A 13,326-nucleotide genomic window follows, 5' to 3' on the forward strand; every position below is an offset into this window, starting at 1 on the left:
ACTTCTCACTCTTTCCGTTAAAAACTTTTACTACCGAAATATAATTAGGTCATTTATTGACGCAAAGCGGTAAAACTGTAGTAAAATTACGCTAATTTGTTTTGTAAGTTACTTTGAATTTGACGAGGTCGGAAATTATGTCTACTAAGAAGCCAATGGCTTTAGTAATCCTAGACGGTTGGGGATACCGTGAAGATAACTCTAACAATGCGATCGCTAACGCGAAAACGCCAGTAATGGACGCATTGTTTGCAAACCAACCAAACACGCTGATCTCTGCATCAGGCATGGATGTAGGTTTACCAGATGGCCAAATGGGTAACTCAGAAGTGGGTCATACCAACATTGGCGCTGGTCGCGTGGTATATCAAGATCTTACTCGTATTACTAAGTCTATTTCTGACGGCGAATTCGAGCAAACTGAAGCGCTTGTTAATGCTATCGATAAAGCAGTTTCAAATGGTAAAGCCGTTCACCTAATGGGCCTTATGTCTCCAGGTGGCGTTCACAGCCATGAAGATCACATCTACGCAGCCGTTAAAATGGCAGCAGCACGTGGCGCTGAAAAAATCTATCTACACTGTTTCCTAGACGGACGTGATACTCCGCCACGTAGCGCACAGAATTCTCTACAACGTTTCCAAGACCTGTTCGCAGAGCTTGGTAAAGGCCGTGTTGCTTCTCTTGTGGGTCGTTACTACGCAATGGACCGTGATAACAACTGGGATCGCGTTCAAGTTGCTTACGACTTACTGACTCAAGCAAAAGCAGAGTTCACTGTTGATAGCGCAGTAGCAGGCCTTGAAGCCGCTTATGCTCGTGACGAAAACGATGAATTTGTTAAAGCGACAGAAATCAAAGCTGAAGGCCAAGAGTCTGCAGCAATCGTTGATGGCGATGCAGTTATCTTCATGAACTACCGTGCTGACCGTGCTCGTCAGATCACTCGTACTTTCGTTGAAGACTTTGCAGGTTTTGAGCGTGCTGTATTCCCAGCAATCGACTTCGTTATGCTAACTCAGTACGCAGCAGACATCCCGCTAGCGGCAGCATTCAAGCCAGCTTCTCTTGAAAACACGTTTGGTGAGTGGCTATCGAAAGAAGGTAAAACTCAGCTTCGTATCTCTGAAACTGAAAAGTACGCGCACGTTACTTTCTTCTTCAACGGCGGTGTTGAAAACGAATTTGAAGGCGAAGTACGCAGCCTAGTTGCTTCACCAAAAGTAGCCACTTACGACCTACAACCAGAAATGAGCTCAGCTGAGCTAACAGAAAAACTGGTTGCTGCGATTAAGTCTGGCGAATACGACAACATCATTTGTAACTACCCTAACCCAGATATGGTTGGTCACACTGGCGTTTACGAAGCAGCTGAAAAAGCAATCGAAGCCATTGATGAGTGCATGGCGAAAGTCATTGCTGCAATCAAAGATGTCGATGGCCAAATGCTAGTAACCGCTGACCACGGTAACGCAGAAATGATGGTTGACCCGGAAACCGGTGGCATCCACACAGCACACACTAACCTTCCTGTACCGCTAATCTATGTTGGTAACAAAGAGCTAGAATTTGTTGAAGGCGGTAAGCTTTCTGATCTAGCGCCAACGATGCTTAAGCTAACAGATATGGAAATCCCTGCGGAGATGTCTGGTCAGGTTATCGTTAATCTGAAATAATCATTCCCAGTATCAAGAGCCGAGCCCATTCTCATAACGATGAGTATACGCAGGCTCTTTTATTGGCGATAAGATGATTCAGATGTCCCTGATTAAGCAAACTGCATTCTTAAACGCCAGTGCCCTACGCACTGGCGTTTTGTCATGTCTAATAACTGTTAGCCTCTGCTCTGCACTACCAGCAAATGCCAGTCAAGCAGAGCTTAAAGGCGTAAAGTCTGAAATTACTCGCCAACAACAACAAATCAGTTCAAACCAAAAACAATTCAATAAACAACAAAACGATCTTAAAAAACACGAGCTGGCTATTTCGGGCCAAACTAAAAAAATTCATCAAACTGAACAACAACTCAAAACGGCCAATAAAAAACTCTCTCAGTACCAGACTCAATTTGGTCAACTTGAAGAACAAAAACAGCAACAGCTAGAAACCTTAAGTGAGCTGGTAAAAACCTATTACATCACTCGTCGCAAGTACGATACGGCCACGCTTTTCCAAGGCAATAACAAAGCCGAGTTAGACCGAATCAGTCATTATTTCCAACATCTTGCGACCCAGCGCGCCGCCGCCATTGAAGATTTAAGCCAAACAGAAAGCCAAATCGACTCAACGCATCAGGCACTCAAACAAGAACAACAGCAGATCGCCAACTTACTCGACGCACAAAAAAAGCGCCGCAGTGAACTGCAGCGCTCTCAATCTAGCCGTAAAAAGACCTTAGCCAAAATACAAACCAACATCCGTAGCGACAAAAACTATCTTGCCGAACTGCAAAAAAATGAAAACCGCCTAAAAGCCGAGATAGCAAAAGCGGCCAAACGTAACGCCGTATTAATGGATGGCTTAGCCAAACAGCGTGGTAAACTGCCATGGCCATTAAAAGGTAAAATACTGCACAGCTTTGGCACCAAGCAAACTGGCCAGATCAATTGGAAAGGCGTCGTAATCGCCGCCAAGTATGAGCAACCAGTGAAAGCCGTTTACTCTGGAACAGTGGTATTTGCAGAGTACTTACGGGGTTATGGGTTGTTGGTACTGCTTGATCACGGCAAAGGTGACATGACCCTGTACGGATTCAACCAAACCTTGATGAAGAAAGAAGGCGATAAAGTTAGGGCTGGAGAGACGATTGCATTAGCTGGGGATACTGGCGGGCAAGATCGCGCTTCGCTGTATTTTGAAATTAGGCGAAATAGTCAGGCGCAGAACCCTAAGAGGTGGCTTACAAGGTAAAGTGTACACGGAATTCGCTTTGCTGCTATAAGAAAAAGAGCCTGAACAGGCTCTTATCGTTTCTAGTTTCTAGTTTCTAGCTCTTTTCATTCGCATTCCAAACCAGATCCCCAATCCCATCAGTCGGATTAAACCCTGTTGGTGCATCTAGTAAAATATCGCGAATGTCTTGATGCTTAAACTCATGGCAAGCTTTATCTAGTTTATCTAACACCATAGAGAACTCATTCAATTCCAAATAACTCTCGTTGGCACTCATGATTCTTTCATGCTGCGTTTGCTCAACGTTATCGCCAATTAAAAGCTCTTCAAAAAGTTTCTCGCCAGGGCGTAAGCCTGTAAATTTAATTTCAACATCACCATCTGGGTTGTTATCCGACTTTATCTCAAGGCCGGATAGTTGAATTAAATTGGTAGCCAAATCGACAATCTTGACTGGCTCCCCCATGTCCAATACAAACACATCGCCACCTTTCCCCATCGCACCCGCTTGAATAACCAACTGAGCAGCTTCAGGAATCGTCATAAAGTAACGAATAATGTCAGGGTGAGTGACCGTAATAGGGTTCCCTTCCGCAATTTGTTTTTTGAATAATGGAATAACGGAACCCGATGAGCCCAGAACATTACCAAAGCGAACCATGGTAAAACGCGTCCCGCTTTCTTTGGTTGCTTCTTGTTGAGCGAGAGCTTGCAAACCTAACTCTGCCATACGCTTTGTTGTGCCCATGACATTGGTCGGGCGTACGGCTTTATCGGTAGAGATGAGAACAAAAGATTCCACTTTAGCTTCAATTGCTGCTTTAGCCGTGTAATAAGTACCGAACACGTTATTACGAACACCTTCAACTACATTGAATTCCACTAACGGAACATGTTTGTAAGCTGCTGCATGGTAAACCGTCTGCACGTTGAATGACTTCATCACAGCTAGTAAGCGATTACTACGCTGCACTGAACCCAGTATTGGTACTACTTTACAATCTATTGCGTTAGATTTAGCATAATCTGTTAACTCTTTATCAATCTGATATAAGCCAAATTCAGATAACTCAAATAGCACCAACTTACTTGGTTGTTGAGTTAAGATCTGACGACAAAGCTCTGAACCGATAGAGCCTCCAGCACCCGTAACCATAACGATTTTGTCTGTAATGTTAGCAGAAAGCAGAGCTTCGTTAGGTGCAACAGAATCTCGACCCAATAGATCTTCGATCTCTACCTCTTTCAACTGATCAATAGAAACTTTACCGTTAACAATGTCTGCAAAATTTGGAATGGTGAGCACATCTAGTTGCTTCTCGACGAGAAACTCGACTACCTCTCGGCGCTCTGCTCTACTGGCTGAAGGCATTGCAAGTAACACTTTTTTAATGTGATGCTTTTTAACCATACGTTCAAGGTACTTACGCCGATATACGGTAATCCCATGAATACTTGTTTTATGAATCTTTCTATTATCGTCAATAAATACAACCGGATTATATTCATTTCCCTGACCTAAAACATTAGCTAACTGACGCCCCGCTTCACCTGCACCATAGATAAGAACTGGCTCTTTATTACGTCCTATCAGTTCTGACACTAATAAACGCACAACAAGGCGCGAACCACCGCAAAGTAGCACAATAAAAGTACCGTAAATGATGGGAACAGAGCGAGGTAAGAATGTTTGGTCATAGTATGCAAACAGAACAAATGATAATGCCGACAAAACAGATGAAATGCATATACTCACAACTGCGTGCAAACTTAAATAACGTAAAATCGCTCGATATAAGCCACTTTTTGCAAATAATAATAGAGTGAATAACTCAACCAGAGCTAATAATCGCCAATACTCAGGTTCGTTAATATAGCTATCTAAATAACCCAAACGTGCATAAAACGCCCCCCAAAAGGCAATACCGATAAAAACAATATCAATACACACGCTCACAATGCGCTTTAACGGCCTTGCCATAGTCCAAATTGGGTTTAAAAAAGTCACTGACGTTATCTCTTGTGCTAAATTAAGCTCATGCTACCAAAAAGAGCCGCATTATGCGGCTCTTATCCAATACAAATTAACTAATTTACCCGGTCACCAGAACCACCACCTGTCGCAGTCATAACGATGTACTTAAAATAATTTTTAAAGCTAATCGTTTCCAGCATTTGTTTATCCGTTTTTGCTAGTCGCTCTGGTGTAGACATATCAATATTACTGACCTGCGCTAGGCCAGTGATACCAGGTAAAACATCATAAATACCCAGCTTATCTCGCTCCTTGATGAGTTCTTCTTGATTAAACAAGTTGGGACGAGGACCAACTAAGCTCATTTCCCCCTTAACCACATTGATCAATTGAGGCAGCTCATCAATTTTAGTTTTGCGTAGCAGCGCTCCCACCTTTGTAATAGAAGCTCTGCTTGCGAGGTGACTAGCAACAGATGCCGTATCGACACTCATGGTACGAAACTTTATTAACTTGAATGATTTCTTATTACGGCCAACCCTTTCCTGGATAAAAATAGGTGAGCCAGTATCGTAGTACCCAACTATCGTCACTATCAATAGAATAGGAAACGTGACAATCAAACCAATGGTCGCAAGAACAAAATCCAAAATTCGTAACATAACTTTCTCGTTCTAGTTATACTTCAGCTCATCCATCATGCGCTGTAAGCTTTGTTGCATTGTATATGGTGGCTTCCAGTTTAACATGCGTTGGTTTTTTTGAATATCAACCTGCAATGAACCCGCTAAACGATCAATAACGGCAGTTTTCCCCGTCAGCTTACCAACCAACTGAAATAACCTTAGCGGCACAGGAATCATCCAAGGCGCTTTACCTTGTAAATTAGCCAACCTTTCAACCAAATGGCGAATGGAAATGTCTTCACCATCAGAGACTAGAAAAACCTGATTTGCGGCTTGCGGCACCATCAAGCAAACATTAATGAAGTCGATAAAATTATAGATAGAAACCATGCTACGGAGATTTTTGTCTATGCAACCAAGAGGTAATGGTAGACCTTTACCTGCGATCTTAAATAGCGAAGCAAAATTCGCTTTAACACCTGGCCCATATATCAATGGAGGACGAATAATAACCACCTCCATTCCTGTTTCTTCAGCTAATGCAAGTAGCAGAGATTCCGCTTCCGCTTTAGAAACACCATAATCATCACTTGGATTTGGCTGATCGCATGCGCTAAAAGCAGTATTTATCGTGCTTTCACCATTAACTTTTATAGAACTAATAAACACAAAACGCTTGACCCCATGCTCAGCAGCTCGCTTAGCGAGTGCTACCGTCGAAGTAGTATTAATCTTGCGATATTCATCTAGCGGGTTATTCGACGTATCTTGCATAATATGAGCACGAGCTGCGCTATGAACAACAGCATCAAAGCCCGATAAATCGAACGGAGTCGTCTCTATTTTTTCGAGTTCTCCTTTAATAAATGCTCCTTGCCAACACTCTGGCACTTGGCGACCAAAACAAGTGATGTCATGCTGGTTTTTAAGCAGCTTTAAGATCTGTTGACCGACAAAACCACTACCGCCGGTAAGAAGTACTTTCATTGCTCTTCCTAACTAGTTGTTATAGAGCGTATCAAACGACGCAAGAACACTACTATAATCATATTTTTCTTCAGCAATTTCACGACTACGAACACCGAAGCTCTGCCTAAGGGCATCATCCTCAACAAGTGTTTGAATTGCATCAGCCAAATTTTCTGCTTGTTTTACGGGAACTAATAAGCCATTAGGTGCATTTATATCAATTAATTGCCGACATCCAGGGGTATCACTCGTAACAATGGCCAAACCACAGGAGGCGGCTTCGATAAGAGATTTTGGCAGCCCCTCACGATAAGAAGGTAAACAAGCAATGTCGGCTTGTTGATAGATCTCTTTTACATCAGTACGATGGCCAAGAAACTCAATCACCCCATCATTATGTGCCGCTGTAAGCTCCGCTTCTTTTAACGAAGAAATGTTCTCATCGTCCACACCGCCTACCATTTTCATAACAACATCAACATGGCGGTGCTTTAGAATTCGAGCAGCCTCAATAAACTCGCGCGCGCCCTTATCTTTAAGCATACGAGCAAGAAACACAACAATAGGAAATTGACCAGTACTTTCCTGAGGAAGAAAGTATTGAGTATCTATACCAGCACCATTAACAAGTGCAGTGCGCTCTTCAGGGACGATGTCTGCACTGACAAACAAAGCACGATCGTCACTATTTTCAAATACAACCGTCGCCTGAGGCTGAGAAAGAGCCAATTTATAAACTGACTCAACAATTCTCCAGAGCGCTTTTGCTTTAGTACTCTCCGACAGCGATAACGAACCTAAACCCGTAATTGAAAAAACAGCACGAGACGGACGAATACTTTTGAATATTTTGGTTAGTAAGCCGCTATAAAGCACAGGCTTAATCGTAAACGCGTGCAAAAGATCAGGTCGAATATTCTTTAATAGTTTAAATAAGCGAATGACCACTTTAAGCTCATTCAATGGGTTAGTCCCATCACGAGTAACGCCATAATTATGATAGCTAAACCCTTGATTCTCGTACTCTCCTCGCTTTTCCTCGTCACCAGTAATGATGTAAACAGTATGACCTTTTTCCAAATTATGCTTAGCAAGCTTATAGAAGTGGGAGTGGAAAAACCAAGAGACATTGACTATGTATACTATTTTCAATTTAAGCCAACCCCAAATAAAGCATTGCATTCATATTCATCATTTCAGCCCAAGCAGACGTAACCGGGCGAATCTTAAGATATTTGAAAAAAGTGTAATGAAAATATATTTCTCTTGCTTCGATTCAATAAGAAATTGACTGGTCGCCATTAACGATCTTAAAGCAAATGCTCTTTTCCCTGCATGCTGCCCCAAAGAACTCGCCATCACACGGTATCTGACCAAAGGAGAGCTAAGGTGAATCAAGTGACTCTCTTCTTTGTTCAGCACAGTCAACCAAAGTAAATAATCTTCACACGTGTTCATCTCTTTACTTTCATTAAAGCGCGAGTCACCTAGAAGCCCTTTAGAAACAACCACAGACGAAGTCGTAATTGTATTTCGGAATAGGAGAGCTTTTAACCCGTAAGAGCGGTTCTTTTTGGGTTTCTCACCAGTCACCTTGCTAAGAAATTCAGATTGCTCATCGATATAGCGAGAATTGGTACAAATAAAGTTTGCATCATCTTCAATATAACACTTCACTTGTTCTTCCAGTTTCAATGGCTCCCAAACATCATCAGCATCAACAAAAGCAATTAGCTCGCCGCTTGCTTGTTCAATGCCATCATTACGTGGGGCTGCGGGTCCACCAGAATTTTTTTCTCGCTTGATTACATTAAGCTCAGAGAACTGGCCAGAAAATTCATTGACAAGAGCAATACTACTGTCCGTTGAAGCATTGTCTACGACGATAACTTCATAATTGTCATAGGTTTGATTTGCTATTGAAATCAAAGTCTCGCGTATATAACTCTCTGCGTTATACATAGGTATAACAATACTGACGACAGGATTAGTGCTCATTATTTGCTCTCAGCAATGATAAAATACTTATAATTTCTTCATCAACTTTATCTTCAAATGAATAATCAATAAGAGTCATAATTTTTTCATTGGAAACCGTCAAAGGCATTGGTTTTGTCGAGTCAGAATGATTAACTTCGAGATCGATATTATTTGCGCCGAACTGACGACGAACTCGACTCACCAAGTCGAGCACTGATAGTGTGATACCAGAAGATAAGTTCAAGACCTCATTTCGAGTTGAGCTGTGAATTAACTTATCCACAACTCGAACTACATCACCCATCCAAATATAATCCCTACGCGCTAGTCCATTACCCAACAGCACAATTTTACTTGTTCGGAATGCTTGTCGACAAAGATCGTTAAGAACTAGGTACCATTTATTGGTATCAACAGTGCTTGGACAGCCGTAGCTATTTGTTAACCTTAAAATCACATAATTGAGACCAGAAGATCTTTGATGCTTCTCAATATACTTTTCAGCAAAGTAATGAGTAAGACCATAGTCATTTGCAGGTCTTACCTCACTTTTTTCGTTCACAAAACCATCACTCGCGCCATACACATGGAATGTACTAAAGTAGATTAGCTTCCCAACACCATGACGCTTCAATACTTGGCATAAGTATTCAGTACCAAGCGCATTGATTAACAAAGCATCCTTTGCGTAGTTTTCTTTAAAGTGCTCGTTGAAACTTGCAGTATGAATACAAACATCATAGTAACAATCGACCGCATCACGAAGTAACTCTAAGTCAGTTAAGTCAGCTTGAATAAATCTATAATTAGGGTGTGTAATGCTGAATGATTCATTTCTCGATAACACAGTAACCTGATGAGCATCCAAAAAGTGCTTGGTTAACCAACTTCCTAAGTTCCCCAGGCCTCCTGTGATAAGAATTTTCATTCGTCACTCCAGTTATACTCAACTTGACTAATAGGTTGGCTCACACTTTCTTCAGGATCATGCTCGATACTCGCTATGTTCAGAAGTAAATTCAGTTCACAGCCTACACCTTGAAATGCCAGCCAAACACCATAAGGTACCGTTAACCTAGCATAGTTCTCTGGACCAAGAGTAAAACGACTGAATTGGCCATAAGTTGAAGAATCAGGTCGATCATCATAAATAACAAACTTAATCGCCCCAACCGGAACGATTAAATTGAGCACCATTTTACGATGCTTCTTCCACCCTTTAATTTCACCATTAGTAATACTACTAAAGTAAGCCTCTCCAAAAGAAGAGAAGCTCGCCTCAGAAGCTTTAAGCCCCCGAAGAATATCTCCTTTAGGATGCTCTATGCGTAGTAAAGGAGTATAAACAACACCCTCAATCATCTACTTACTCCATGATAGCTCTTGATCTATCGCTGACTGTTGGTATTCATCAATCTGTTGTTCAGTGAACATCATCATATCAGCACGACCTTCGTAAAACTTAAAGTACCATTCGCTAACAAATTTGATGCACTGCTTATAGTTAAGGTTTGCTTCCCAATGAAGATGGAACAATGCCTTATCACAGTTAAGTTTTAATAAACCGGCCTCATGAAAAGGAATATTATCAGTCACCTCATACGCTTTTTCTTGAGCATCAAAATCCCAGTACGCACTCAGATCGGAAAGCAAATCGACAACGGTATGATTTTGTTCCGATTTAGGCCCAAAGTTGTACTGTTCGCCGTGGTGTTTAATATCATTGTCTAATGCCTGCCCTAAAGCCAAATAACCACTTAACGGTTCCAAAACATGTTGCCATGGACGGGTCGCATTAGGGCATCGAATCTCGACTAAGCGTTTTTCACTCCAGGCTTTCATACAATCAGCGACAATTCGATCCGCCGCCCAATCACCGCCACCGATCACATTGCCAGCTCGACCAGTTGCTAGCCTTACTTTGCTATCAGGTTTCGAGAAAAATGAGTTTTTATAAGCATGGAAGATAACTTCTGCCGCGCCTTTTGAGCCACTATAAATATCTTTTCCGCCAAGATGGTCCGTTTCCTTATATCCCCAGACCCACTCAACATTTTCGTAGCACTTATCACTCGTAATAATTACCGCATTACAGCGTTCATTATATTGTCTAAGCACTTCAAGAACATTCGCGGTACCAACTACATTTGATGTAATGGTCTCTAAAGGATCGCTGTAAGAAAGAGAAACTATAGGCTGTGCTGCGAGATGGAATACAAAGTCAGGCTTAAACTCTACCAAGATAGATTTTAGCGTCGCGAGATCGCGGACATCAGCAATATGGTGCTCGATTTTCTGATCAAGTTTTAACTCTTGAAACATCGAAGGCGTTGTTGGAATATCTTTAGACACACCACAAACCTTAGCTCCTAACTTCAAAAGCCATGCGGTCAACCAAGTACCTTTGAAGCCAGTATGTCCTGTAACTAGGACTCGTTTATCTTTGTATATATCTGCAAACATTGTTATTACCATGTTTTCCATTTAGCTTTATTACTCACAAACATTTCATTGAGCTTTTGTTTATCATTTAAAGAGTCCATACATTTCCAGAACCCATCATGTTTAAACGCCATCAACTCATTGTCTTGTGCCAGTTTCTGTAACGGTTCTTGCTCAAATACAGTGCTATCACCACCAGTAATGTAATCAAAAACATTGGGATTACATACGAAAAAGCCCCCATTAATCCATGAGCCATCGCCCTTCGGCTTTTCTGCAAAATTTTCAACTACAGAGTCATTGATTTCCAAAGCACCAAAACGACCGTCTGGTTGGACTGATGTCATTGAAATAGATTTCCCGTGGGATTTATGAAACTCGACCAATTTGCTGATATCGACATCTGACACACCATCTCCATAAGTCAGCATGAAAGATTCATTTCCGATAACATCTTGTGCTCGTTTAATACGACCACCTGTCATAGTATGTAACCCAGTATCAAGCAGAGTGACCTTCCAAGGTTCAGAGGTGTTTTTATGGATCTGCATTTCATTTGTAGATAGGTCAATCGTAACATCACTTTGATGCAGGAAGTAATTCGCAAAATATTCCTTAATGTAATAGCCTTTATAGCCCAACAGAATAACAAATTCGTTAAATCCATGTTGCGAATACATTTTCATTATATGCCACAAAATCGGCTTGCCACCAATTTCAACCATCGGTTTTGGGCGAATATCTGTTTCTTCACTTAATCGAGTGCCAAAGCCTCCAGCAAGCAATACGACTTTCATATAAACTCCATATAGATATAATTACGTAATGTGTTTTTTGTATAAGCCTAAAATAATCATCAACTTAAACATTGTATTTGACAAGAATTTTTTGCGATAAAAAGGCCCCCAAAATGCTATCTTAATTCTCGTCAAGAGATCAGAGTCTAGTAACTGCATTTTACTAACTATTGTACGAGAGCTTTCATAATCATCAAAAAAACTTAATTTTTCTAACTTAACTGCCTCGTCAATTATTGAATTTTGATAAATAGAGGCATTTATGTTCTTCCTGATGCTTGTTATTTTTTTTCCAAAACTACGCTTCGCTCCAACGACATTATTTTCGTGTTGCCGATAAAGAATATAAGAGTGGTCATCCGCAATAATATTCCCCGTAATTCCAGCTATATAGACAATCCAAGTATCATGCATCATAACGCCATACTTTTGTACAACAGGTAAACTCATGGATACAAAGTGTTTTAACCTTTCATTGAAGAACATTGTACACCCTGCAACTGATGCTTCACAGAGTGTATTAGGCAGGTCAAGCTCTCCTAACTTGGGACTCATCGACAGAAATTTCAATTCGTGATCGACATTTTGAAGGCGACTGCAGTACAAAGCCGGTGTGCCTTTCTCGTTGAATGAACGCAGGCTAGATTCTGCTTTTAGTAGCTTGTCTTCTAACCACACATCATCTTGATCAGCAAAACAGTAGTAATCGTATCCATCAATTTCGGTAAGCTTAGTTAAAAAACTAAGAGCTGGCCCGAGATTTTGGCCAAACTCTACTTTGATATTCTCGGGATATCTTCTTGAATAATCCTGTAGGATGGCTTTTGTTTCATCCGATGAACCATCATCTCTAATATAGATAATTTTCTTTCCTGGCCAGTTGCAACTAAGGATGCTGTCTAACTGCTCTGAAATGTACTTACTTCCATTATAAGTAGACATGATTACTGCTAATTTCACTAATCAATCCTTAGATGCTTTGGGTTTTAGACGAAAGCCAAACTGAAGATAACGAGTATCCCCCCCTAGCACAAGAAAAAAGGGCCAATAAACAATCGACTTAATCCAACGCTTAGCATTCGAATTTGAATTCACAATAGAATTAATTCCGCGCATATCTTCAACCTCAAGATCAAGATCTGCAAACGTCCTCTTTAAACTTTTCTCAGTAAAAAAGCGTACATGAGTCCTGTCTAGAACTCCAAAATCTTCATACTTCCAATCTTTATTGAGCAAAAGCCCTTTTAAATTATCTAAATATCGAACATTGGGAATGGAACCAGCAATAACACCATCAGGGGCAAGCTTCGTTTTCAATGATTCAATAAAGCCATTATGATCATATATATGCTCAATCACATCATTGCAGACAATCAAATCAAAGTGTTTATCTGGTATGCCTTCACATACTTCATCGTAAAAACCGTTAATGAAACGATCTTGTTGGTTAACAAGGCTCTCTTTCGCTAATTCTATTGATGCCGAATCTGGTTCAACCCCCCAGTATTCGATATTAGTATCGAGATTCGTCCTAAAAATGGCACTACCACAGCCAATCTCTAGAACTCTTTTGTAATTTTTTGGTAGAAAGCCGACGACTTCTTCGCGGCGATGCATTCGGTAATCATCCTGAAATTCGTTCACT

The 13,326-nt window shown here is 41.0% G+C and carries 13 protein-coding genes; 2 read left to right on the plus strand and 11 right to left on the minus strand.

The window, feature by feature from the left end:
* Positions 1 to 137 precede the first annotated feature (137 nt).
* Positions 138 to 1,676, plus strand: a complete 1,539-nt coding sequence (gene gpmM / locus QWZ04_RS03680) for a 2,3-bisphosphoglycerate-independent phosphoglycerate mutase (RefSeq protein WP_290325064.1) — start codon at positions 138 to 140, stop codon at positions 1,674 to 1,676.
* An 82-nt stretch (positions 1,677 to 1,758) separates the two neighbouring features.
* A complete protein-coding gene (locus QWZ04_RS03685; RefSeq protein WP_290325066.1) occupies positions 1,759 to 2,910 on the plus strand; it encodes a murein hydrolase activator EnvC family protein in 1,152 nt (383 codons plus the stop codon).
* 76 nt (positions 2,911 to 2,986) lie between these two features.
* Here QWZ04_RS03685 and QWZ04_RS03690 read toward each other — a convergent pair whose 3' ends face one another.
* The 11 genes from QWZ04_RS03690 to QWZ04_RS03740 form a co-directional block, all read right to left on the minus strand.
* On the minus strand, positions 2,987 to 4,900 hold the full coding sequence (locus QWZ04_RS03690; protein ID WP_290325068.1) for a polysaccharide biosynthesis protein: 1,914 nt from the start codon (positions 4,898 to 4,900) through the stop codon (positions 2,987 to 2,989).
* An 80-nt stretch (positions 4,901 to 4,980) separates the two neighbouring features.
* Positions 4,981 to 5,529 carry a sugar transferase gene (locus QWZ04_RS03695; protein ID WP_290325071.1) on the minus strand — a complete coding sequence of 183 codons (549 nt, stop codon included), beginning with the start codon at positions 5,527 to 5,529 and terminating at the stop codon, positions 4,981 to 4,983.
* 12 nt (positions 5,530 to 5,541) lie between these two features.
* Entirely contained in the window at positions 5,542 to 6,480 is a 939-nt protein-coding gene (locus tag QWZ04_RS03700; RefSeq protein WP_290325073.1) for a UDP-glucose 4-epimerase family protein, read from the minus strand.
* Positions 6,481 to 6,492: 12 nt separating this feature from the next.
* Complete coding sequence (locus tag QWZ04_RS03705; RefSeq protein WP_290325075.1) at positions 6,493 to 7,614, minus strand: glycosyltransferase family 4 protein; 1,122 nt, start codon at positions 7,612 to 7,614, stop codon at positions 6,493 to 6,495.
* 39 nt (positions 7,615 to 7,653) lie between these two features.
* Entirely contained in the window at positions 7,654 to 8,460 is an 807-nt protein-coding gene (locus QWZ04_RS03710) for a glycosyltransferase family 2 protein (protein ID WP_290325077.1), read from the minus strand.
* Positions 8,450 to 9,370, minus strand: coding sequence for an NAD-dependent epimerase/dehydratase family protein (locus tag QWZ04_RS03715; RefSeq protein ID WP_290325079.1), 921 nt, complete (start codon positions 9,368 to 9,370; stop codon positions 8,450 to 8,452). Before QWZ04_RS03715 ends, QWZ04_RS03710 begins: the two co-directional genes overlap by 11 nt.
* A complete protein-coding gene (locus QWZ04_RS03720) occupies positions 9,367 to 9,804 on the minus strand; it encodes a dTDP-4-dehydrorhamnose 3,5-epimerase family protein (RefSeq protein WP_290325081.1) in 438 nt (145 codons plus the stop codon). The genes QWZ04_RS03715 and QWZ04_RS03720 overlap by 4 nt, the downstream gene beginning before the upstream one ends.
* Positions 9,805 to 10,905 carry a CDP-glucose 4,6-dehydratase gene (rfbG, locus tag QWZ04_RS03725; RefSeq protein WP_290325084.1) on the minus strand — a complete coding sequence of 367 codons (1,101 nt, stop codon included), beginning with the start codon at positions 10,903 to 10,905 and terminating at the stop codon, positions 9,805 to 9,807. It lies immediately after the preceding gene.
* A gap of 5 nt (positions 10,906 to 10,910) precedes the next feature.
* Positions 10,911 to 11,681 (minus strand): glucose-1-phosphate cytidylyltransferase, encoded by a 771-nt coding sequence (gene rfbF / locus QWZ04_RS03730; RefSeq protein WP_290325085.1) that lies wholly within the window; start codon positions 11,679 to 11,681, stop codon positions 10,911 to 10,913.
* 21 nt (positions 11,682 to 11,702) lie between these two features.
* The gene (locus QWZ04_RS03735; protein ID WP_290325086.1) at positions 11,703 to 12,641 is read right to left on the minus strand and encodes a glycosyltransferase; all 939 of its coding nucleotides are present in this window, start codon (positions 12,639 to 12,641) and stop codon (positions 11,703 to 11,705) included.
* Between the two features lie 3 nt (positions 12,642 to 12,644).
* Positions 12,645 to 13,325: a class I SAM-dependent methyltransferase gene (locus tag QWZ04_RS03740; protein WP_290325088.1), complete on the minus strand. Its 681-nt coding sequence runs from the start codon at positions 13,323 to 13,325 to the stop codon at positions 12,645 to 12,647.
* Position 13,326: the final 1 nt, after the last annotated feature.

It is taken from the genome of Vibrio tapetis subsp. quintayensis (assembly GCF_030409945.1).
GTDB lineage: Bacteria > Pseudomonadota > Gammaproteobacteria > Enterobacterales > Vibrionaceae > Vibrio > Vibrio quintayensis.